Raw genomic sequence first — 20985 nt, 5'->3', positions numbered from 1 at the left:
ACGGCTGCGCGGTTTCGCCCCTGTTTCGGAGCCGTAACACAAGCGCTCGGAGACCTCGCATGACGCCGCGTGTCGTGTGAGGGGGGTTTCACCCGCGCGAAACACCGGTGGGGCGACCGGTGAAACATGCGCCCCGTAGCGTCGCCGTCACCGACGAGAGGAAGCCGCACATGACGTCGACCATCGAACTCACGACCGGCTGGGTCCCTGCGTGCGGCGTCGCCGACCTCGAACCGGGGTGGGGCGAGGTCGCACTTGTCGGAGCACGCATGGTCGCCCTGGTGCGCGTCGACGGCGACGAGGTGTACGCGGTGGACCACCACGACCCGCACACGGGCGCACCCGTCATGGCGCGCGGCATCGTCGGGTCGCGCGGCGACCGGCCGACGATCGCCTCGCCGCTGCACAAGGAGGTCTACGACCTCGGCACGGGGGAGTGCTTCACCGATCCGTCGATGGGGCTCCGCACCTATCGAACGCGGGTCGTCGGCGGGATGATCCAGGTGGAGTTCGACGCCTGAAGCGGTCGGTCACGAAGCTGAGATCGCCGGCCGTGGCGCCGGCACCCGTCAGCCGCGCTGCGTCAGCACGATCGGGTCGCCGTCGGTGATCGCGACCGTGTGCTCGGAGTGCGCACCTCGCGAGCCGTCGACGCTCCTCAGCGTCCAGCCGTCGGGGTCGGTGAAGATGCGGTCGGTCCGGTGCAGGAACCACGGCTCGATCGCGACGACCAGGCCCGGCTTCAGCGGGAGGCCGCGACCCGGGCGGCCGTTGTTCGGGATGTGCGGGTCGCCATGCATCGTGCGGCCGACGCCGTGGCCGCCGAAGTCGGTGTTGATCGAGAGGCCCTCGGCCTTCGCCACGTCGGCGATCGCGCGCGAGATGTCGCCGATGCGGTTGCCCGCGCGTGCGGCCGCGATGCCGGCGTCGAGCGCGCGCTGCGTCGTGTCGATGAGCCGAAGGTCCTCCTCGCGGGGCGTGCCGACGACGATGGAGACGGCGGAATCGGCCACCCAGCCGTCGACCGATGCGGCGAAGTCGAGGCTCAGCAGGTCGCCGTCCTTCAGGCGGTAGTCGTGCGGCAGGCCGTGCAGCACGGCGTCGTTCACCGACGTGCAGATCACCTTGCCGAACGGGCTCGCGCCGAACGAGGGGTGGTAGTCGATGTAGCAGCTCTCGGCGCCGGCCTTCCGGATCATCTCGTGCGCGAGCGCATCGAGCTCGAGCAGGTTCACGCCGACGGCCGCGGCCTTCGACGTCGCCTCGAGCACGCTGGCCACGAAGCGGCCCGCGGGACGCATCTCCTCGATCTCGGCGGGGGTCCTCAGTTCGATCACGAACCCATTCTGTCTGCTCCGCCCTGAGTGAACACCCTGCCGACCTCCAGCCGCCGGAAGTACGCTGGGCGCATGGTCATCCGTCGCGGGTTCTACCGGTGGCAGTTCGCCGCCGCGATCGTGCTCCCGGTGTGGCTGCTCGTCGGCTACGCGATCTTCGGCTCGAGCGGCTGGGGCGTGCTCGGCCTCATGTTCGCCACGCCCGTCGCGTTCGTCACCCTGGGTGTCGTCGCGCTGCTGGTCGCGGCGCGACCCGACGTCCGCCGGCTCAAGGCCGTCGCCTGGTCGGATGTCGCCGTGCTCGGCGCCTGGCACCTGCTCATCGTCGCCGCGGGGTTCTACGGGCCCACCGGCATCACGTTCGCCGTCCTGGCGATGGTCGGCGCGATCGCCGCGTTCTGGTACGCGGTCTGGCGGCTCCTCAGCGACGGCGCACGCCGCGTGCGGGCGACGATGGACGAGTACGAGCGGCTGGTCGCCGAGGGCGCTCCGGCGCAGGGGCTCGGCGGCGACGCGCGGCGCGCACCCGCAGACGACGCCGGCGAGGTCATCGTGATCCGCGAGGAGCGGAGCTGGGAGGAGCGCCGCGGCTGACGTCGTGCGCTCGCGCAGGTCGCGCCGGGGCATCCGCTCGAGCGCTTTTGGCCGGGAGCCCATCGATCTGGCAGAATGGTTGTTTGTGCCGTCGCATGGCTCTGCCTCCGGGGAGCCCGCACGTCGCGAGTGATCGCGCGAACGGCGCCGAACTCTTCTTCCATTCAGATCCGCGTTCGACCGGTGGCGGGCGCAGAGAGCGAACCATCATGCACATCCTCGACCACGTCGACGCCGCGAGCCTCCGCTCGGACATCCCGGACTTCCGTCCGGGCGACACCGTCAAGGTGCACGTCAACATCATCGAAGGCACCCGCTCGCGCATCCAGGTCTTCCAGGGCGTCGTCATCGGCCGCTCGGGCGAGGGCGTGCGCGAGACCTTCACCGTCCGGAAGATCAGCTTCCAGGTGGGCGTCGAGCGCAAGTTCCCGGTCCACTCGCCGGTGATCGACCACATCGAGGTCGTCACCCGCGGTGACGTCCGTCGCGCCAAGCTCTACTACCTGCGCGAGCTCCGCGGCAAGAAGGCGAAGATCAAGGAGAAGCGCGAGAACTGATCGGCCGCGCGCCGTTCCGAACGCGTCATCCGCTCGAGCTCCTCACCCCTAGACTGGGGCGGGGAGCTCGAGCCGTTTCATGACTGAAGACACACGTACGCAGCGCGACGAACGCGCCACCTCCGGAGCGTCGTCACGCCGCCGGAGCACACTGCTGTTCCTCCGCGACCTGGTGGTGATCTTCCTCGTCGCCGTGCTCGTCTCGTTCCTCATCAAGACGTTCCTGATCCGGTCGTTCTTCATCCCGTCGCAGTCGATGGAGGAGACGCTGATGCAGGACGACCGCATCATCGTCAACCAGCTCGTCCCCGAGGTCACGCCCATCGAGCACGGCGACGTGGTCGTGTTCAAGGACCCGGGCGGATGGCTGCCGGCCCGTGCCGAAGAGGCGCGACCGCCGCTCGTGGCGGTCGTCGACGGGTTCCTCGCGTTCGTCGGCCTGTCGGCGCCCGACTCGAACGACCACCTCGTCAAGCGCGTCATCGGCCTGCCCGGCGACCACGTCGCGTGCTGCAACGCACTCGGTCAGATGACGGTCAACGGCGTCCCGCTCGACGAGCCGTACGTCGCGCTGCCGCCGGGCGAGACCAAGGTGTCCCGCGACGACTTCGACGTCACGATCCCCGACGACTCGCTCTGGGTCATGGGCGACAACCGCTACAACTCGAAGGATTCCCGCTACAACACCGAGACCCCGCTCGAGGGCTTCGTGCCGATCGAGAACGTCGTCGGGCGAGCCGTGGTGGTGAGCTGGCCGATCTCGAACTGGGCCTGGCTCGACAACTACCCCGAGGTCTTCGCCGGCGTCGACGAGGCGGCTGGCTGACGTGCCTCCCGCCGGGGTGCCGACGCTGCGGTACGAGCGCGACCTGCTGGCCGGAGGGGCACCCGTGGTGCTCGCGTGCGACGAGGTCGGGCGCGGGGCCCTCGCCGGTCCCGTGACCGTCGGCATCGTCGTCATCGACGCGACGGTGAAGCGGATGCCGGCGGGCCTGCGCGACTCGAAGCTCCTGCCCGAGCCGAAGCGCGAACTGCTCGCGCCGCGTGCGGCGTCGTGGGTGCTCGCATCAGCCGTCGGCGAGGCGAGCGCCGACGAGATCGATCGCCTCGGCATCATGGCGTGCCTCGGGCTCGCCGGCGCCCGGGCGTTCGCCGCGCTCGGCGTCGACCGCGGGCTCGTCGCCGGCGCACCGCTGGTGCTCGACGGCAACTACGACTGGCTCAGCCAGTCCATCGAGCACCGGGCGCAGGTCATCACGCGCATCAAGGCCGACCGCGACTGCGCGTCCGTCTCCGCGGCATCCGTCATCGCCAAGGTGCACCGCGATCGGGGCATGCGTCGGGCGCACGACGAGACGCCGCTCTACCACTGGCATGAGAACAAGGGCTACTCGAGCGCCGCGCACTTCGCCGCGATCGCCGAGCACGGGCCGAGTGCGCTGCATCGGCGCACCTGGCTGCACGACCGGTCGCCCGAACCGGCGCCGTCGCTGTTCGACCTCGAAGTAGGATGATCCACGATGGATGAGGACGAGTTCGACGACTACGACCGTGAAGTGGAGCTCGCGCTGTACCGCGAGTACCGCGACATCGTGACCCAGTTCAAGTACGTGGTCGAGACCGAGCGGCGCTTCTACCTCGCGAACGAGGTCGAACTGGTGCGCCGCGACACCGAGCACGATTTCTACTTCGAGCTCACGATGAAGGACGTCTGGGTCTGGGACGTCTACCGCGCCGACCGCTTCGTGAAGTCGGTCCGCGTGCTGACCTTCAAGGACGTCAACGTGGAGGAGCTCGCCACCCGCGAGTTCGAGCTCCCGAAGGACCTCGCGCTCGAGGAGTAGCGGGCTCGCAAGCCGTCCTCCACCGCGGGGGAACGGGCGGAACCCGTCACGGGTTCGACACGGGCGCCGGCCCGGGGCGCGGCAGGCCGCGACGCTGGACCCATGGCCCACAACATCGAACTCGGACGACGCGGCGAACTCGTCGCGTCCGAGCACCTCGAGGCGCGCGGCATGCGTGTCGTCGACCGCAACTGGCGCTGCCCGCACGGCGAGATCGACCTCGTGCTGCGCGACGGCGACGGCACCGTCTTCGTCGAGGTGAAGACCCGGACCGGCCCGGCGTTCGGTCACCCGTTCGAGGCGATCACCGCGCAGAAGCTGGCGCGGCTCCGCCGCCTCGCACTCGCGTGGTGCGAGGCGCACGACCACCCGACCGCGCGGATCCGCATCGACGCCGTCGCGGTGCTCGCACCGGCGGAGGCGCCCGCGGTCGTGGAGCACCTCGAGGGCATCGGCTGATGCCCGTCGCACGGACCCGGGCCGTCGCGCTCGTCGGACTCGCGGGCTCGGTCGTCGAGGTCGAGGCCGACCTCTCCAGCCAGCTCCCCGCCTTCGTCATCATCGGATTGCCCGATGCGGCACTCGGCGAGGCCCGCGAGCGCGTGCGCTCCGCGGCGACGAATGCGGGGTGCGCACTTCCGGCACGTCGCCTCACGGTGAACCTCTCGCCGGCCGCACTGCCCAAGCACGGTTCGGCCTTCGACCTCGCGATCGCCCTCGCGTGCCTCGCTGCGGCGGGCACGGTCGACGCGGACTCCGTGGCACGGTTCGTGCACCTCGGCGAACTCGGCCTCGATGGTCGGCTCCGCCCGACGCACGGCATCCTCCCGGCCGTGCATGCCGCGGTGCGGGCCGGCCGCGAGCGGGTCATGGTTCCCGTCGCGAACGCGGCCGAGGCTCGACTCGTGCCCGGCGCCGACGTGGTCCCCGTGGCGTCGCTCCGCGAAGCGGTCGAGCAGCACGGCGGGCGGCCCGGGCCCGAACCGATCCGGCTGGGAGAGGCGGTCGTCCCTGCCGACGCCGTCGATACCGAGGTCGCCGCACCGCAGTCCGAGGGCGACCTCGCCGACGTCGTCGGCGGCGAGGAGGCGATCCAGGCCCTCCTCGTCGCCGCGGCCGGCGGCCATCACCTGCTCCTCACCGGCCCTCCCGGTGCCGGCAAGACCATGCTCGCGTCGCGGCTGCCGGGCATCCTCCCCGACCTTCCCGCCGAGGCGGCGCTCGAGGTCGCCTCACTGCGTTCCCTCGCCGGGCACCCCGTGGGCGAGAGGCTGTCGGTGCGACCGCCGTTCGAGGCACCGCACCACACGGCGAGTTCCGCGGCGATGGTCGGCGGCGGGAGCCGGTTCATCCGTCCCGGAGCCGCGGCCCGCGCGTCGCACGGCGTGCTCTTCCTCGATGAGGCACCCGAATTCCAGGCCAGGGTGCTCGATGCGCTCCGTCAACCGCTCGAGTCGGGCCGCATCAGCATCCACCGGGCGAACTCCGTCGCAACGTTCCCCGCCCGGTTCCAGCTCGTGCTCGCGGCCAATCCGTGTCCGTGCGGGGGCGGCGATTCGCCCGACGAGGGGTGCGCGTGCCCGCCAGCGGCCAAGCGCCGGTACTTCGCCCGCATCTCTGGACCGCTGCTCGATCGGGTCGACCTGCGGTTGTGGGTCCACCGCGTCACGCCGACGAGGCTGATGATGGAACGCGATCGCGTGCGCGACCCCGGGGCGGGCCCCGCCATGACCTCGCCCGTCGCGCGCGAGGAGGTCGTGCGAGCGCGCGAGGCCGCAGCCCGACGACTGGTGGGCACCCCGTGGCGCACGAACGCCGAGATGCCCGGCCCCTGGCTCCGCGGCGAGGGCGGCCTGCATCCCGGCTCGGCCGCGACGCGCGCGCTCGACCTCGCGTTGGAGCGGGGAGGTGTCACGATGCGCGGCTACGACCGCGTGCTGAAGGTCGCGTGGACGATCGCCGACCTCGACGGCGCCGACCGGCCGACCGGCGAGCACGTCGGTCGCGCGCTCGCGATGCGCATGGGTGCGGCCGCATGAGCGCCGAGGTGCTCGGCGGCCTCGCGGAGCGGGTGGGCGACGGGCTCGTCGCCGTCAGGCCGGCCGCGGCGAGCGCGGATTCCGCGTCGACCGATCTCGTCGATGCGGTCGCCACGGCGTTGCTCGGCTTCGTCTCCGAGCCCGGCGACGGCGTACTCGGCAGGCTCGTCGGGGCTCTCGGCGCCGATGGCGTGGCGAACGGGTTGCTCGGCGGTCGCACGGGGAGCGACATCGCCGCGCAGGCCGCGGACGCGCTCGGTCCATCCGATGCCCCGAGCGGGCGGGAGGTCGCCGCCGGGCTCGCGCGCTGGAGCCCGCGACTCGACGCGGATGCGTTCGCGCGCGCGATCGCACAAGCGGCGCGGGTCGGTGCTCGGCTGCTCCTCCCCGGTGACGCCGACTGGCCGGGCGGCGTCGACGACCTCGGCGCGCACGCCCCCCTCGCGCTCTGGGTGCGCGGCCGACCCGCCGCCCTCAGCGAGCGGTCCTCCCTCGCACTCGTCGGCGCCCGGGCCGCGACGGGGTACGGCGAGCACATCGCCGTCGAGGCGGCCGCCGGCCTCGTCGACCGCGGGCTCGCCGTCGTCTCGGGTGGCGCGTACGGGATCGACGGCACCGCACATCGGGCGTCGCTCGCCGCCGGGGGAACCACCGTGGCCTTCCTCGCCGGCGGGGTCGACCGCTTCTATCCGGCCGGGCACGAGACGCTCCTCGGTCGGATCGTCGAGACCGGCGCGGTCGTCTCCGAACTCGCGTGCGGTGCGGCGCCCACGCGCTGGCGCTTCCTCCAGCGGAAACCGCAACAAGTACATGTGCTGCCTGGTTGCGGTGTGACTCGCGAGGTGCGGATCCTGCGCGGTAGACCCTCAGGGCTCTACGGTGGGGGCATGGGCTGTGACGTAACTGGGTTGTCCATCCGGGAGTCAATCGAGATGCTCGCCAGTTGCGTTTCTCGGATCGCCGACGCTGAAGCTCCATGGGCGTGGAGTCTGGCGCTCGTCGTTCCCATAGGCGTTGCGCTTATCGCTCTCGGTGGCGTGGGTTTCACTGTCTGGCAATCCCACCGGATTGCCCGACGAGACCAACTTTGGCAGCGGATGCAGTGGGCCATTGACTCGGCCTTCAGCGCCGACGACGACCTACGGATGGCGGGGCTACTCGCTCTGGAGCGGCTGGCTGACGAGGACGAAGCTCGTCGATCAGGGTTCCGGCCGACTGAGCTTGACCTGAGCATCATGGACGATGTGTCGAGTGCCGCCCTACCATAGAGAGAGAGGTGATTCGGTTGAAGCGCTCAGAGATCGCGGCTGCGAGGGTCCAAGTTGCCCTCGCTCGACGCCGCGGAACAGAGGTCCCAGATGACGTTCGTCGCCTCGCTGAGACCCCGATGACGGCTGCCGACCCGAAGAAGCCCCTGGTTGACCCAGAGCCAGAGGTCGTCGCTGTCGTGCAGCCGCCGGAGGAGCGACGCCCAAGCAAGAAGCTCGCTGGGCGATCCAGCTCCGGTCACCCCCGCAGTAGCCACGAGCGAGTGGTCTTCGTAGACCGGGTTCCGCACGTTTCAACTGAGCCGCCCTGGCAGAGCGTCCAGAGTTCCCCGAAGGTCGAATACCTATCCGACGAGATTGTTTCCGCGATGAAAACGGAGCTCGTAAGTCGCTTCGGTGAACGCTCCAAGACGGACATCGACAAGGCGGTTGTCGAGGCGTATCTTGCGGTCACCGCGGCGGAGGATGCAGCCAGGCGTGGAAGTCAGACCCAAGGTAGCTAACCGGAGCGGTTGGCGACCGGTCGTGGCTCCTGTGTGAGGTCGCCCGGGATCGCCTCCGAGCTTGGGACGAGCGTCGGCTATCTCGTCGGCGAGCGGGGTCAACGCCTCCGCAGGTCCATCGGCAGGGGACTGGCTCAGCGTCTGGTGGGCAGCCTCTGCGGGCCCACGCTGGGTATGGACCTTCAGCAGCGACGAACGGCCGCGAGCTGCGCGCGTGCGATTTGTCAGCGCTGCGGGCGGCCCGTCGGGCGGGCCGGTGCGCGCCGGGTCGGACGCCGGGCTGGGGTCGATCGGGCGAGGGTGAAGAGTTGGCGTACAGGGTGACTGATTCGTCACTCTCCATTCCGTGCTAGATAGAACTCTCTCTCTAGTCCGGAATAGGAAGTGACGCTTCCACCACCACGGACGCCAACTGTTCACATTCCAGCGGGACGCTGTCCGGGCGCGGCGCTCGCCCGGCGTCTCCCGCTCCAGGCCCTAGGCTCCGGGGCGTCACGGACGAGAGCGCACAGAAGGAGTGCGAGGGCGCGTGACCCACGGGATCGCGATCGCGTCTCCGGTCAGAGCGGCACCAGGAATCGCGAGAGGATCAGCAGGACCGCCCCAACGATCACGGGCGCTACAAAGGCAGTGGCAAGAAATCTAGCGCGCACAACTCGAGGGGCCAATCTCCTATTGTTCTCGTCTCCCAGGGAACTCATGTCCCTTACGTCGATATCAATCAGCGGCGAATCTACGCGCACGCGCGGACTCCCGCTCGCGACGAACGCGATGCTGCCAGTCGATCGTTTCCGGATGAGGGCGGGTTGGATGCGGAATTCGGCCAGATCCAGCCCCTCGTCGCTCCCGCCCTCGATTGCGATCGAACCCGTACCCGTCTCCGAGTTCGTGAGGATTGCCCCTCCTGGCTCTACGCGGATCACGATCGGTTTACCAGCATCGAAGGCAGTAGAGGGGATGTCTGCACGACTGTTCGAGTAGAAGAGGACCCTCACGAGGTGGGGATCATCGACAACCATTCCTTGAACAGTGACGACTAGGTCGTCAACGCGGTGGCCGCTCGCAACCAGCGGCCGCTGCCACACGATGTATTCCAGCCGACGCCGCGGGAACTGCCGATAGAACGAGACAGCCGTGTATGCAGCGCCGATTAGCGCCAGAACGGCGGCGACACCGCCGACGATTCCCCACACCAAGGCCGGATCCATCCGCCTACAGTAGCGACGCTGGGTTACGCATGCGCCAATCAACGCGCGAGTTACTTCGACGCGTGAAGAATCCGGGAGCGATACGTAAGGGTGGCGACACGCTATGCCCCTCCGACAGGGGAGCGACGGCGCTACCGGGGCCCCTCCCCACCCCTCTGCGTACAGAGGCGTGGATATTGTAAGTGAATGAGCTACACGATCGAACGACTCCGCAGCCTGTCCGACGACGAGCTCATCAGTGAGCATGACAGCATGGCGCGATCGACAGTCGTGGGGGTGGAGTACTTCCTGGAGGAGCTCGATCGGCGCTCTCGCGAGCGATCGACCGTCGCGGCGAATCGGCTCGCGCGCAACTCATTCTGGCTCTCGGTCATCAGCACGGCGATTGCGATCGCCGCTCTTGTCGTGGCAATCGCGAAGGTCTGAGCCTGTCGGCGCTTGTCGATAGATTCGGCGCATGGACTACGAGTGGGCCGAGGGTGTTCTCGATGACTGGTTGAGTGGCATCGCAGCGCTACCGAAGGGTGGATCCGAACTTCTCTATGCTCGGTCTCCCGAGGTCGACTATCTCGTCGAGAGACACGACCAGACTCGACGAGTGGTCGCACGGATCCGCGGACTGACGACTCTCCCCGAACTGATCTCGCGGCACACCGAGTACTACATCTTCACAGCTGGGGAGGAAGCCGTCCGCTACGCCCTGGGCCGCCTAAAGACGAAGGCGGAGACGGAAGCGAAGCTCGGCTCGTCTGCACCACGGATGGCCGCCGACGCAATGCATCCGCTTGTCTGGGAAAGCGCGTCGACGCTCTGGGGGAACGAGCACTACTCAGAGGCGGTACAGCGAGCCGCCACGTTCCTCAACGCACACGTCCAGTCCCTGCTCGGAAGGACCGATGTATCGGACGCCGTGCTTATGCAAGAGGCGTTCAGCAGTGCGCCCCCAGCGGTCGATAAGCCTCGGTTGCGGTGGCCGGGACGAGACTCGGATCTCACCGTCAAGTCGATGCGCGACGCGATAAGGGGCTACAGCGTCGGGTGCTTTCAAGGCATCCGCAATCCAGCCACTCACTCCACCGAGGCCGCCGAGCGACAGGAGTGCCTAGAGCAGCTCGCCGCGCTGAGCTTGCTTGCTCGCTGGATCGACCGTTGTGAGGTGACGCGCGCATGATGGCTCCGGACGAGATTCGGCGGGCGATCGTCGCGAAGGAGACGCCCCGCGGGACGCTGAAGAGCTCCGCCGCCTATGCCCTGCTCGACGCGCTCAGCGACGCGCGAGCGGCTGGGGTCCTCGCCGAGGAGGCGAACGATCTCGTGCTCGGGTTTCATCGGATCTGGAAGGAGTTGGAGGCCGCCGTCGACGAGCTCGGGCGGCCCCCGGCGTCGGCCTAGTTCGCGCGTGCGCGTCGAGCGATCGCGGCGAAGTCGGGACCAGCCTCCGCCACGCCGCCATGGCCCGGCAAGAGCGCCGCGCGAGGCTTCGCGGGGAGCTCGGTGGACGGCTTCGCGAGCTCGCCGGTCCCGGCCCTCGCGAGTCGCTCCGCCTTGGCGAGGATCTCCTCCTCGGTCTCGCCGGTCAGGAAGTCTGCGAGATCCCCAGCGGCCGGGAAGCGCCGGAGCGCGCGCTCGACATAGAGCTCCCGACGGAGCTCGGCGACCGGGTCGACGTCGCCCTTTGGCGTCTGCGCGATTGACGCTTCCAGCTCGTCCAGACGGGCTTGCTTCGCGGCCTTGTCGGCGCGGAGGCGCTGGATCAGGTTCCACGCCTTCGCCGCGTCGAAGTCGTCGCCCCACGGGGGTGTAGAGGCGTCAGTCGGCTGGGTGGCAGGGGTCGGGGTCGTGGGCTCGGTGGGCATGTGTAAACGTCCTCCTAGACGCTGTGAAGGGCCCCGGCCGGGGTTCCGGTCGGGGAGTTGAGGGCGGGTCGCCCGACGATCACCGGGCGACCCATGGGATCTAGTAGTCGATCGGCTTCCGGCGCTTCGGCGGCTCCGGGCGGTGGCCCGGCGAGTAGGCGACGACGGGGCGCGGGCCGTTGGCGGGGAGCATCGTGCCGCAGCCGTCGGCGCACGAGACGCGCCAGCGGCGCAAGCTCTCACGCGGAGCGGCGACGGGCTCGGCCGGAGACTCCGGCGCTGGCGGAGCGGAGGCGATCGCGGCGACCATCCGGAGGAGTCCGGCGCGCTTGTCAGCCTCGGCCTGCTCGCGGCGGGCGCGCTTCTCGTCGAGCTCCGCGACGGCGAGCTCGCGGGCCCTCTCGCGAAGGTGGGCCTTACGCTCGTCGACGGTCAGCGCGAGGAAGGCCTCGCGGGACAGGCGATGACGCACGGACGCCGGGACTGCCTTCGCCTTCTCCTCCGACGCGAAGGGCATGAGCGCGCGCGTCCGCTCAGTAATCCGACGGCGCTCGCCTCGGGTCAGGGCACGATTCGGGGTGGGCATTGTGTTCCTCTCGGGACGGTCAGGCGGACGCCGAGGAGAGCCCTCGGCAGGCAGGCGGACAGCGGCCGTCTCGACGGCGGGCGGGACGGACAGCGGCCGGACGGCGGCGTCCCGACGGCTAGCGCGAGCGGCGGCCCGATCCGCCGCCCTGCGAGCGGCGCGGGACGACGGGACGGGGTCGGACAGCTCCAGGACAGGCGCGCCGAAGGGGACCGGCGGACGGAGGCGCTCGTCGCCGTGCTGACGGAGTGTGCGCCGCTTCAGGTTGTTCTTACCCACGGCGCGCCTTCGTCGACGCGAGAGCCGAGGAGACGGCGGCCTCGACGGCCGGGTCGACCGGGGCCGACGAACCGACGAAGCCGAGACGGCGGTCGCGGATCGAGGCCTCGACTGCGGCGTCGACGCGGCTCTGAGCTCGGAGTTCAGTTCGGGCCGCGAGCTGTGCGCCGCGCACGACGGAGAGGGCGGCGGCGAGCGTCAGACCCTCTAACTTCGCGAACCGGCGGAGGCGGTCGAGGGTCTCGGTGTCGACGCCGTCGAGCGACCGCGGGAGGAGCGGCTCGGCGGTCGCGATGCGGGCGAGCTCGGTTGAGCGGAGAGTCATTCGGGGGTCCCTTCGGAGTTGGCGGAGAGGTAGCGGCGCACCCATTCGGGCGCGTCGTCGGGGCGGTCGTCGACCGGATTCGGCGGCGTCGAGGGACGCTGCTCGGCGTCGGCGGCGAGCCGCTCGCGCTGGAGGCGGAGCGCGCCGAGCTTGTCGCCGGAGTCGAGTCGGGAGCGGATCTCGGTGAGGACGCTCACGGACTGCTCGGCGATCACGAGCACGCGACGGCGAGCCCCGGCGGAGCGGACGTCGCCGAGCTCGGAGACGATCGCGAAGAAGGCCGTTCGGCCGACGCGGCCGAGCTTCCGCCGGGTCTCGACGTCCGGGAGCTGGCTGACTTTGCCCCGCCATGCGTTCCAGACGTCGCCGAGGGCGTGGCGTCCCGTCGGCCAGCGCGGGAGCCATTGCGCGAGGATCCCGCGCACGTAGTCGCGTTCACGTTCGCGCCGGGCGGCGTCGAGTGCGTTCCGTTGCTCGCGGTCCTCAGCGGTCCGCTCCGGGCGCACGACCCGGGACGCGGCGAGCTCGTCCTCGGTCAGCTCGGGGAGGTAGTCCTTCGCCGACCGGGTCACCTTCCGGACGTAGCCGTCGGCCTGCCTTGCTCGGATGAGCCGGGCGCTATCGGTCAGGCGTCGCCGAGGGGTGTAGTCGTGGACGAGCTCGGCGGCGGCGTCCAGCGTCGGCGGGAGGAGCTCGGCGACGAGCTCGGCGAGATCGGCGGCCGGGATTCGCCGGGTCGTCTCGCTCTCGACGAGGTAGACGGCGACGCCTGTGTCGAGGTCGCGCAGGCGGTAGCCGCGGGCGGCGAGCTCGGCGACGATGACACGGGCGGCGCGGTCGGGGCTGACGGCGCGGGCTTCGCCGATCCTCTCGTCGGAGTAGCGGGCGAGCCGCTCGGCCTGTTCGGAGGTGATCTTCATCGGGGGTCCCTTCGGGGGTGGCGGGTGCGGATGCGTGGCGGTATGCGAGCCGCCCCTCGGCCTCGCCGAGGATCAAGCCGGAGAGAGCGCCGAGGAGCGGCTCGGGGCCCCGCCACAGGGCCCCTCCGCCCGGCGTGCGGGCGGAAGTCGTGAGGGCTCGCTACGCGAGCTCGAAGAAGGCGGACGCGGCGGCCATGCGGGCGCGCCGCTTGCGGCGGCGGAAGAGCCGCACGCGGCAGACGCCCCCGCAGACAGCGGCGGTGTGATTCGTCGCCGTGAAGGCCGCGCCGCAGTAAAGGCAGACGAAGCGATAGCTCGGCATTCGATTCCAATCTGTAACGGCGTGCTGGCGCATTAATCGGCCGGCCGCCGCTCCGGTGAAGGAGAGGCGACCGGCCGAGGAGAGGCCGAGGCCTAGACGGTCACGACCCGGACGGCTCCGGCATTGGCCTGGAGGGTCACGGTCCCGTCCTCGTTGTCGATCGCGAGGGGCATCGGCTGGACCGCGACGAGGGCCTCGACGATGCTCCGGTCGGAGGCCGTCGCGGCGTCGAAGGCGCGGATCGCGGTGAGCGCGAACTCGCCACCCTCGGAGCGGACCGAGGCGGACGCCGGAGCGCCTGCCGGGGCCTGCGGCGCACGCACCACGAGGGCGAAGGCGTCGCGAACGAAGGCGACGATCTCATCGGCCGGGATGCGCGTCATTTCGTGGATCTCCACGCCGCGGACGCGGCCGTCGACAATCGCGTCGGCGTCGAGAAGGTCGGCGTAGACCTGCGAGCCTGCGACAGCGATGATCGACGTCTCGCCGCTCACGCCGTTGTCGCGGAGCTGCTTCCGCATCGCGGTGACGAGCTTCGCAGGGTTCGCGGCATCGTAGGTCAGCACCGATGCCGGAGTCGCGAGGAGCGCGGTCGCGGCCTCCTGCTCGATCTTGCGGGAGATGGCGCGGGTCTGGGGCGCGATCACCTGCGAGGCCATGTCCTGAAGATTCAGCTCCAGATCCGCGACCGAGAGGGCCACGTTGCTGTAGGCGAGCGTCGAGAGGGTCACCGGGATCGACTGCTCGGAGAGCGAGTCCACGGTGAGGGCCGTCGACGAGTCGGACGCCGAACGCTCGCGCGAGGGAAGCGCCGAAGGCACCCGGACGCGGATGGTGTCGCCGGTGCCGCCGCCCCAGCTCGACTCGATATCGCGGCTGAAGTGCCGAGCGAGGCCGAGGTCGGTGCCGACGAGCTCCGCGGCAACCTTGGCGACGTCGTCGACGGTAACGATGGTGTTAGTCATTTGGACTCCTAGGTAGAGGTTGAGAGGAGTCCCCAGACACAGACTTGCGGGTTGGTCCATCCGCGCCGAGACACTGCACGGCGGCGGCGGCCTTCCAATTGGGGAGGGTTGGCGCGTCGAGGAGCTCGCGAGCGCTGCACGCGAGCGCCCCGGCGACGCCGGAGCGGGACCCGGTAGCGGATCCCTGGGGTCGGCGCATGAGCGCCGGACCGGGAGGCCGTGGGGCCTTCCGGAAGTCGAGGGGTGGGGCGGAGCTCGACGAACCTCTTCAGGAGTGAGGATCGGAGCTCCGCCCCGGCTGCGGCATCCCGTCCAGGAGGGGCCGCCGCGATGCGATGCCAGCTCGGGAACCAACCGAGCCCCATCGCCGGGATTCGCTCACGCGCGCCCGATAGAAACAAACAACGCGCGTGAGCGGATGCGGCAGCGTCGCCGCGACCGAGACGGCAAGACGTCTCGGGGCCATCGCGCCGAGGCGCGTGAGAGAGAACTGTTTGAAGTAAGAGAGGGCCAGCGGGCCCCTGGCTGCTCACGATTCGTCGCAGAAGTTCAATCGGGCGTGTCGATAACGCCGACGGCCGCCCACGGCGCGTGTGTAAACGCGGCTGGGGCGGCCGAGGGATGCGTTAGGCGGCGTCGTCGAACTCGTCCTGGATGCCGAGCGCGTGCGCCGAGACGGCGTCCTCGTGAGGGTTGAGCCACGTCGCGACGGCATGCTCGATCGAGACCCTGCCGGGCCCACGGCCGGGATACACGCTGACGTGAAGTAGAGCGCGGACGGCGGCCCGCTGCCGGTCGATATCGAGCGCCGCGAAGCGCTCCGCGATCGCCGCGACCATCCCGTCGTACTCGTCGCGGGAGAAGCTCGACGGGGCCGCGCCGATCAGCTCGCGGGCCACGTCGCCGAGCGCGAGCGTCTCCGAGCCACGGACGCGCGCCGCGTCGATGCGCTGCTCGATCTCGACGCGCTCGGCCCGGAGCTCGACAAGCCGGGCACGAGCCGAAGCCGGGGAGAGGAGGCCCTCGTCGCGGTCGGCTGCCGTTGCGGCGGCGGCTTCGTCATTCCGAGTCAGCTTGTCGACGAGCGGGGCGATCGACGCGGCCTCGGAGCCGTAGAGGATCGCGTCGTGCGCGTGGAGGAAGGCGCGAGCGACCTCGGTCCGGATCCGCTCGTCCAGGATGCTCATTTTGATGCACGGGTGCTGCGCGTCGGGGCAACGGTAGGTCCCTGCGAGGCTCCGCATCGCGCCGCCGCACACGCCGCAGGACGAGCCGGATCCGAGGTGTCTCGGCGTCGGGCCGGGCGTCGTCCTGCGGGCCTCATCGGCGAGGATCGCGCGGACCTCGGCGGCGAGCTCCGGGTCGACGGCGGGCGTGATGACCTCCGACGGAATAACCTGGCCGCGGTGGCGCATCGCGCCGCCGTAGTGGGGGTTCGATGCAATCTCACGGATCCGGCCGGTCCGCCACGTCCGAGCCGTGCCGGGGTCGACGCCCTCGGCGGTCAGAGCCTGCGCGATCGAGCGGATCGAGCCACCGGAGGCGACGTGCTCAAAAATCCGCGCCACGACTGCGGCCTCCGCCGGGCGGAGCGTCCGGCCGTCGATCTCGTAGCCGAAGCGGCGTCGACCCGGGTTCGGCTCGCCTCGGCTCGCACGGTCGGCGTTCGCGGCACGCTGGCGCGAGGCCTTCCGTCGAGACTCCATGCGCCCCATCGCGGCGCGCATCGTCGAGAAGAACTCGCCCGCCTCGGTTGCGGGGTCGACGAAGCCGTCGCGCTCGGTCTCCCAGACGACGCCCGCCTCGCGACACGTTTCTTCGAGCTCGGCTTTCTCGGCAACGTTCCGGGCGAGGCGCTCCTCCTCGGTCGCGACGATCACGTCGAAGTCACCTTGCATCGCGGCGTCGAGGAGGGCGACGAAGCCGGGCCGCTCTTTCCCTCCGAGGGCTGAGATTCCGTCATCCTCGAACGCGGCGACTACGATCCATCCTCGGCGCTCGGCGAGGCGGCGGGAGGCGGCGAGCTGATCGGCGACCTTGTCCCGGTGAGCTACCGTCTCGCTGATTCGTGCGTAAAGCGCGGCTCGCTTGGGGGAAGTCGTCATGTACCTAGCGTAGGTTCCTCCAGCGGAACCGCTTGATCGCGGCCGCATCCCAGGCGACCGTCGTGCTCGAGGCGGGGATGCGATCGGGTTCGCTGAACACGGCCGGTCACGCGGCGGCGCTCGGGCGTCCGCTCGGGGCGGTGCCCGGACCGGTCACGAGCCCCGCCTCAGCCGGATGCCATCGCCTGTTGCGAGAGTTCGACGCCGTGTGCGTGACGGACGCCGCGCAGATGGCCGAGCTCGTGGCGACGGCGGGCGGGGGCGCAGATCCACTCGGCGGCCCTGGCGACGCACCGACCGGGGCGTCGCCGCCGCGCGCGCTCGAAGTGCTGACCTCGGCCGAGCGGCGGGTGCTCGACGCGCTCGGCATCAGGCGACGACGCGGCATCGGCGAGCTCGTCCGGGAGACGGGCCTGGCACCAGGGGCGGTCATGGGGGCACTGGGAGCGCTCGACGCCACGAGTCTCGCAGCCCGCTCCGGCGAGGGCTGGGTTCGACGACCCCCCGATTGAGGCTCGGCTTCACGTGGACGGTGGTTCTAGGCTGGCCGCGGAGGTACACATGGATCACCCTCGACTCGGCAGGTACCCCGCGGCACGTCACGTGATCGCGCACCTCAGCGACACGCACCTCCTCGAGGGCGGCGCGCCGCTCGGCGGACGCGCGGACACCGTCACCAACCTCGACCGCGCGGCCCACCAGCTCTCCCGGATGGTCGGCGGTCTCGACGCGATCCTCGTCAGCGGCGACGTCGCCGACCTCGGCGAGGAGGACGCGTATCGCCGCGTCCGCAGCACGCTCGAGCCCGTCGCCGAGGTGACGGGTGCGCGGCTGATCTGGGTCATGGGCAATCACGACGAGCGCGAGCCGTTCCGCCGAGTGCTGCTCGACGACGACAGCGGCGACGAGGGCCCCGTGAACCAGGTGATCGACCTCGGCGGACTCCGCATCGTCACCGTCGACTCGAGCGTGCCCGGCTACCACCACGGCATCCTCGAGTCGGAGACCCTCGACTGGCTCGACGCGGTGCTCTCGGAGCCGGCTCCGAACGGCACGATCCTCGCGCTGCACCACGCACCGATCGCCACGCCGCTGGCGTTGATGGACGTGCTCGAACTCCGCAGGCAGGACGAGCTCGCCGAGGTGCTCCGCGACCGCGACGTCCGCGCCATCCTCGGCGGCCACCTCCACTACCCGACGCAGGGTTCCTTCGCAGGGGTCCCCGTCTCCGTCGCCGGCTCGCTGGCGTACACGATGGACCTCTCCGCGCCGGCTCGGCACCTCGTCGGCATCGACGGCGGGAGGTCGTTCTCCCTCGTGCACTGCTTCGACGACGCGGTCGTGACCTCGGTGGTCCCGGTCGGAGCGTTCGGCGAGATCACCAGCTTCGGCGAGCAGTTCCTGGCCGAGGTCGAGGCGCTCGACGAGGAGGGACGCCTCGATCGCTTCTCGCGCAAGCGCGAGTGGGTGACAGATGGTTGAACCCGCACGGATCGGTTCGTCCACCACCCCGTCGGCCGTCGCCGGCCGGTCGACCGGCATGGATGCCGCCGTGGGCGCCTACCTCGAGCACGTCCGCCTCGAGCGCGGCTATTCGGAGCACACCGCCACGGCCTACGCGTCCGACCTGGCCGACCTGACGCGGTTCGCGGAGGAGCGAGCCGTGACGCGCGTCGACGAAGTCGACCTCGACCTGCTCCGGGATTGGCTCTGGGCGGCGACCGAACGCGGGCTCGAACGCACGACCCTCGCTCGGCGTGCGGCTTCCGCCCGGGGATTCTGCGCCTGGCTCGAACGCACCGGCGTGCTTCCTGCAGATCCGGCCGCGCGGCTGCGCGCGCCGCGAGCCAAGCGCACGCTGCCCCGCGTCGTCGGTGCACCAGCCGTCGCGACCCTGCTCGACGGCATGCAGCTTCGAGCGGCGACGGGCGAACCGGTGCCGGTCCGCGATCTCGCCGTGGTCGAACTGCTCTACGCCTGCGGGCTCCGCGTCTCCGAGCTCGTCGGGCTCGACGTCGACGACGTGGATCGCGGCAACCGGACGGTCCGCGTCACCGGCAAGGGGTCGAAGGAGCGTGTGGTGCCGTACGGCGCACCCGCCGCCGCCGCGGTCGAGCGGTACCTCGCGACGGCACGGCCGGCGCTGCTCCGTGCTTCGTCCGGTGACGGCGCTCCGGCCGCCGCGCCCGAGGGACGGGCGCTCTTCGTGGGCGTCCGCGGGGCGCGCCTCGGCGTCCGGGGCGTGCACCGCCTCGTCGCCGGGCTCCTCGCCGAACTGCCGGGATCCGGTCCGGTCGGGCCGCACGCCTTCCGGCACAGCGCGGCGACCCACCTGCTCGACGGCGGTGCCGACCTGCGTGCCGTGCAGGAGTTCCTCGGGCATGCGAGCCTCGGCACGACGCAGATCTACACGCACGTCTCGGCCGAGCGCCTCAAGCAGACCTACCGGACCGCGCACCCGCGGGCCTGACGGGGTTCATCCCGTCGTCGGGAGGAGCACGGCGCGAGGCACGCCGCCGAACCACCGCAGGGGCGACACGTACTCGCCGTGCACCCGGACGCCGAGGTGGACGCACCGGTCCGCGCAGTGACCGCCGGTCGCGACGGTCGCGACCGTCTCGCCCGCCCCCACCCGAACGCCGGTCGTCACGACGGCGTCGACCGGCTCGATCGAGCTGACGACGCCGTCGCCGTGGTCGATCGAGAGCACCCCGCGGCCGGCGACGGGGCCGGCGAACGAGACCGTGCCCGGTGCCGCCGCCACGACCGCGGTGCCCGGCACGACGGCGAGGTCGATCCCGCGGTGCCCCGCCGAGTACGGCGTCGGCGGGGCGCGGAACGGCGCGACGACGAGGACGGGCGGGCCGACCGGCCAGACCCAGCGATCCGCGGGCCCCTCGACCCGCGTGGCGGCGTGCGCGCTCGGTGTCGCCTCGGCGACGGTCGACGCCGCGGCCGATCCGGGCGAGGCGAGGACCACGACGAGGGCGGCGAGCATGCCGGCGACGCCCGCAGCGACGGCCGGGCCGGGGACGGGGGAGCGGCGCATGCATCGAGCGTGCCGCCGTGGCATCCGCTCATCGGCGGCTCGGTCGAGTGAGTGCGTATCGCCCGCTCGGCCGACGCTGGTGAGGAAGGGTCGCGCACCCGCCGCGTGATAGCATGGCCGGAGCGCCCCGCCTGTCGGGGCGACTACGCGTGCCCATTCGGCCACCGACTCCTTTCAGTCCCGCTCGCAGCGCGAGCCGGCGGAGCCGTGCCGGGCACCAGGGCTTCCGACCGCCGGTCGGGGCATCAACTGAGAACAGAAGGAGTACGGCCATGGCCGTCGTCACCATTCGCCAGCTGCTCGACAGCGGCGTGCACTTCGGGCACCAGACCCGCCGTTGGAACCCGAAGATGAAGCGCTTCATCTTCACCGAGCGTTCCGGCATCTACATCATCGACCTCCAGCAGTCGCTCGCCTACATCGACAAGGCCTACGACTTCGTCAAGGAGACGGTCGCCCACGGCGGCACCATCCTCTTCGTCGGCACCAAGAAGCAGGCGCAGGAGTCGATCGCCGAGCAGGCCACCCGCGTCGGCCAGCCGTACGTCAACCAGCGCTGGCTCGGCGGCCTCCTCACGAACTTCTCGACGGTCTCCAAGCGCCTCGCGCGCATGAAGGAGCTCGAGGAGCTGGACTTCGAGGGCACCACCTCGGGCTTCACCAAGAAGGAGCTCCTCCTCAAGAAGCGCGAGCTCGACAAGCTGCACAAGTCGCTCGGCGGCATCCGCAACCTCTCGAAGACGCCGTCGGCGCTCTGGGTCGTGGACACCAAGAAGGAGCACCTGGCGATCGACGAGGCCAAGAAGCTCGGCATCCCCGTCATCGGCATCCTCGACACCAACTGCGACCCCGACGAGGTCCAGTACCCGATCCCGGGCAACGACGACGCCATCCGCTCGGTGAGCCTGCTCACCCGCATCGTCGCCGACGCCGCGGCCGAGGGCCTCATCCAGCGCCACCAGAAGCCCGAGGAGGGCGAAGAGGCGGAGCCGCTGGCCGAGTGGGAGCAGGAGCTCCTGAACGCCGGCTCGGAGACCACCCCCGAGCAGGCCTCCGCCGAGACCGAGAAGGTCGCCGAGTCGAAGACCGAGGCGAAGGCCGAGGCCGCTGAGGTCGTCGACGAGGCGGCCACCGAGGTCGCTGCGACCGAGTCCGAGGCCGACGCCGCGGGCGCCGCTGCCGCCGAGTAAGTCGGCACCCCCACCCACTCCGAAACGACAGGGAGTCC

General features: G+C 70.7%; 26 protein-coding genes and 1 pseudogene. 17 read left to right on the top strand and 10 right to left on the bottom strand.

All coding sequences use genetic code 11. The annotated features are described in order from the left end of the window. Positions 1 to 170: 170 nt before the first annotated feature. Entirely contained in the window at positions 171 to 521 is a 351-nt protein-coding gene (gene nirD / locus ACSJD1_RS13035; RefSeq protein ID WP_438855719.1) for a nitrite reductase small subunit NirD, read from the top strand. Positions 522 to 569: 48 nt separating this feature from the next. Here nirD and map read toward each other — a convergent pair whose 3' ends face one another. Beyond that, a complete protein-coding gene (map, locus tag ACSJD1_RS13030) occupies positions 570 to 1337 on the bottom strand; it encodes a type I methionyl aminopeptidase (RefSeq protein WP_328289166.1) in 768 nt (255 codons plus the stop codon). A 72-nt stretch (positions 1338 to 1409) separates the two neighbouring features. Between map and ACSJD1_RS13025 the strand changes: the two genes are divergently transcribed. The 8 genes from ACSJD1_RS13025 (at position 1410) to ACSJD1_RS12990 (ending at position 7639) form a co-directional block, all read left to right on the top strand. Further along, positions 1410 to 1931, top strand: coding sequence for a hypothetical protein (locus tag ACSJD1_RS13025; protein ID WP_438855718.1), 522 nt, complete (start codon positions 1410 to 1412; stop codon positions 1929 to 1931). Between the two features lie 209 nt (positions 1932 to 2140). Further along, the gene (rplS, locus tag ACSJD1_RS13020) at positions 2141 to 2488 is read left to right on the top strand and encodes a 50S ribosomal protein L19 (protein WP_155052218.1); all 348 of its coding nucleotides are present in this window, start codon (positions 2141 to 2143) and stop codon (positions 2486 to 2488) included. Between the two features lie 79 nt (positions 2489 to 2567). Then, on the top strand, positions 2568 to 3314 hold the full coding sequence (lepB, locus tag ACSJD1_RS13015) for a signal peptidase I (RefSeq protein ID WP_438855717.1): 747 nt from the start codon (positions 2568 to 2570) through the stop codon (positions 3312 to 3314). A 1-nt stretch (position 3315) separates the two neighbouring features. Then, positions 3316 to 4002, top strand: coding sequence for a ribonuclease HII (locus ACSJD1_RS13010; RefSeq protein WP_438855716.1), 687 nt, complete (start codon positions 3316 to 3318; stop codon positions 4000 to 4002). Between the two features lie 6 nt (positions 4003 to 4008). Next, positions 4009 to 4332, top strand: coding sequence for a DUF2469 family protein (locus ACSJD1_RS13005; RefSeq protein WP_129234496.1), 324 nt, complete (start codon positions 4009 to 4011; stop codon positions 4330 to 4332). A 102-nt stretch (positions 4333 to 4434) separates the two neighbouring features. Further along, the gene (locus tag ACSJD1_RS13000; protein ID WP_438855715.1) at positions 4435 to 4791 is read left to right on the top strand and encodes a YraN family protein; all 357 of its coding nucleotides are present in this window, start codon (positions 4435 to 4437) and stop codon (positions 4789 to 4791) included. Next, complete coding sequence (locus ACSJD1_RS12995; RefSeq protein WP_438855714.1) at positions 4791 to 6371, top strand: YifB family Mg chelatase-like AAA ATPase; 1581 nt, start codon at positions 4791 to 4793, stop codon at positions 6369 to 6371. The genes ACSJD1_RS13000 and ACSJD1_RS12995 overlap by 1 nt, the downstream gene beginning before the upstream one ends. Next, the gene (locus ACSJD1_RS12990) at positions 6368 to 7639 is read left to right on the top strand and encodes a DNA-processing protein DprA (protein ID WP_438855713.1); all 1272 of its coding nucleotides are present in this window, start codon (positions 6368 to 6370) and stop codon (positions 7637 to 7639) included. Before ACSJD1_RS12995 ends, ACSJD1_RS12990 begins: the two co-directional genes overlap by 4 nt. Before the next feature lie 26 nt (positions 7640 to 7665). Here the strand turns inward: ACSJD1_RS12990 and ACSJD1_RS12985 are convergent, their stop codons facing one another. Together ACSJD1_RS12985 and ACSJD1_RS12980 are read right to left on the bottom strand one after the other, a co-directional pair. Beyond that, entirely contained in the window at positions 7666 to 7881 is a 216-nt protein-coding gene (locus tag ACSJD1_RS12985; protein WP_438855712.1) for a hypothetical protein, read from the bottom strand. An 821-nt stretch (positions 7882 to 8702) separates the two neighbouring features. Next, positions 8703 to 9350, bottom strand: a complete 648-nt coding sequence (locus ACSJD1_RS12980) for a hypothetical protein (protein ID WP_438855711.1) — start codon at positions 9348 to 9350, stop codon at positions 8703 to 8705. 186 nt (positions 9351 to 9536) lie between these two features. Between ACSJD1_RS12980 and ACSJD1_RS12975 the strand changes: the two genes are divergently transcribed. Genes ACSJD1_RS12975 through ACSJD1_RS12965 form a run of 3 tightly spaced genes read left to right on the top strand, consistent with a single transcriptional unit; the run spans position 9537 to position 10742 of the window. Further along, on the top strand, positions 9537 to 9776 hold the full coding sequence (locus ACSJD1_RS12975) for a hypothetical protein (RefSeq protein WP_438855710.1): 240 nt from the start codon (positions 9537 to 9539) through the stop codon (positions 9774 to 9776). Between the two features lie 31 nt (positions 9777 to 9807). Further along, positions 9808 to 10521, top strand: coding sequence for a TIGR02391 family protein (locus ACSJD1_RS12970; protein WP_438855709.1), 714 nt, complete (start codon positions 9808 to 9810; stop codon positions 10519 to 10521). After that, complete coding sequence (locus tag ACSJD1_RS12965) at positions 10518 to 10742, top strand: hypothetical protein (RefSeq protein ID WP_438855708.1); 225 nt, start codon at positions 10518 to 10520, stop codon at positions 10740 to 10742. Before ACSJD1_RS12970 ends, ACSJD1_RS12965 begins: the two co-directional genes overlap by 4 nt. Here ACSJD1_RS12965 and ACSJD1_RS12960 read toward each other — a convergent pair. The 6 genes from ACSJD1_RS12960 to ACSJD1_RS12935 form a co-directional block, all read right to left on the bottom strand. Then, a complete protein-coding gene (locus ACSJD1_RS12960; protein WP_438855707.1) occupies positions 10739 to 11206 on the bottom strand; it encodes a hypothetical protein in 468 nt (155 codons plus the stop codon). The genes ACSJD1_RS12965 and ACSJD1_RS12960 overlap by 4 nt on opposite strands. A 100-nt stretch (positions 11207 to 11306) precedes the next feature. Continuing rightward, the gene (locus ACSJD1_RS12955) at positions 11307 to 11792 is read right to left on the bottom strand and encodes a hypothetical protein (RefSeq protein ID WP_438855706.1); all 486 of its coding nucleotides are present in this window, start codon (positions 11790 to 11792) and stop codon (positions 11307 to 11309) included. 271 nt (positions 11793 to 12063) lie between these two features. After that, the gene (locus ACSJD1_RS12950; RefSeq protein WP_438855705.1) at positions 12064 to 12396 is read right to left on the bottom strand and encodes a hypothetical protein; all 333 of its coding nucleotides are present in this window, start codon (positions 12394 to 12396) and stop codon (positions 12064 to 12066) included. Further along, complete coding sequence (locus ACSJD1_RS12945) at positions 12393 to 13316, bottom strand: hypothetical protein (RefSeq protein ID WP_438855704.1); 924 nt, start codon at positions 13314 to 13316, stop codon at positions 12393 to 12395. The genes ACSJD1_RS12950 and ACSJD1_RS12945 overlap by 4 nt, the downstream gene beginning before the upstream one ends. 414 nt (positions 13317 to 13730) lie before the next feature. Continuing rightward, positions 13731 to 14603, bottom strand: a complete 873-nt coding sequence (locus ACSJD1_RS12940; protein ID WP_438855703.1) for a hypothetical protein — start codon at positions 14601 to 14603, stop codon at positions 13731 to 13733. A gap of 626 nt (positions 14604 to 15229) precedes the next feature. After that, the gene (locus tag ACSJD1_RS12935; protein WP_438855702.1) at positions 15230 to 16708 is read right to left on the bottom strand and encodes a recombinase family protein; all 1479 of its coding nucleotides are present in this window, start codon (positions 16706 to 16708) and stop codon (positions 15230 to 15232) included. 23 nt (positions 16709 to 16731) lie between these two features. Here ACSJD1_RS12935 and ACSJD1_RS12930 point away from each other — a divergent pair. From ACSJD1_RS12930 to ACSJD1_RS12915, 4 genes and pseudogenes are all read left to right on the top strand, one after another. Continuing rightward, positions 16732 to 16905, top strand: a pseudogene (locus ACSJD1_RS12930) (DNA-processing protein DprA); the annotation flags it as partial. Positions 16906 to 16938: 33 nt separating this feature from the next. Next, on the top strand, positions 16939 to 17220 hold the full coding sequence (locus ACSJD1_RS12925; RefSeq protein WP_438855779.1) for a DprA-like winged helix domain-containing protein: 282 nt from the start codon (positions 16939 to 16941) through the stop codon (positions 17218 to 17220). A 49-nt stretch (positions 17221 to 17269) separates the two neighbouring features. Further along, positions 17270 to 18190, top strand: a complete 921-nt coding sequence (locus ACSJD1_RS12920; protein WP_438855701.1) for a phosphodiesterase — start codon at positions 17270 to 17272, stop codon at positions 18188 to 18190. Next, a complete protein-coding gene (locus tag ACSJD1_RS12915) occupies positions 18183 to 19178 on the top strand; it encodes a tyrosine recombinase XerC (RefSeq protein WP_438855700.1) in 996 nt (331 codons plus the stop codon). The genes ACSJD1_RS12920 and ACSJD1_RS12915 overlap by 8 nt, the downstream gene beginning before the upstream one ends. Before the next feature lie 6 nt (positions 19179 to 19184). Here the strand turns inward: ACSJD1_RS12915 and ACSJD1_RS12910 are convergent, their stop codons facing one another. Continuing rightward, positions 19185 to 19757 carry a murein hydrolase activator EnvC family protein gene (locus tag ACSJD1_RS12910; protein ID WP_438855699.1) on the bottom strand — a complete coding sequence of 191 codons (573 nt, stop codon included), beginning with the start codon at positions 19755 to 19757 and terminating at the stop codon, positions 19185 to 19187. Positions 19758 to 20029: 272 nt separating this feature from the next. Between ACSJD1_RS12910 and rpsB the strand changes: the two genes are divergently transcribed. After that, positions 20030 to 20947 (top strand): 30S ribosomal protein S2, encoded by a 918-nt coding sequence (rpsB, locus tag ACSJD1_RS12905; RefSeq protein ID WP_438855698.1) that lies wholly within the window; start codon positions 20030 to 20032, stop codon positions 20945 to 20947. Positions 20948 to 20985 lie beyond the last annotated feature (38 nt).

This window comes from Agromyces excoecariae, assembly GCF_051715505.1.
Taxonomy (GTDB): Bacteria; Actinomycetota; Actinomycetes; order Actinomycetales; family Microbacteriaceae; genus Agromyces.
Note: the sequence above shows the minus strand (reverse complement) of the source record. Positions and strands in the feature narration are given on the sequence as shown.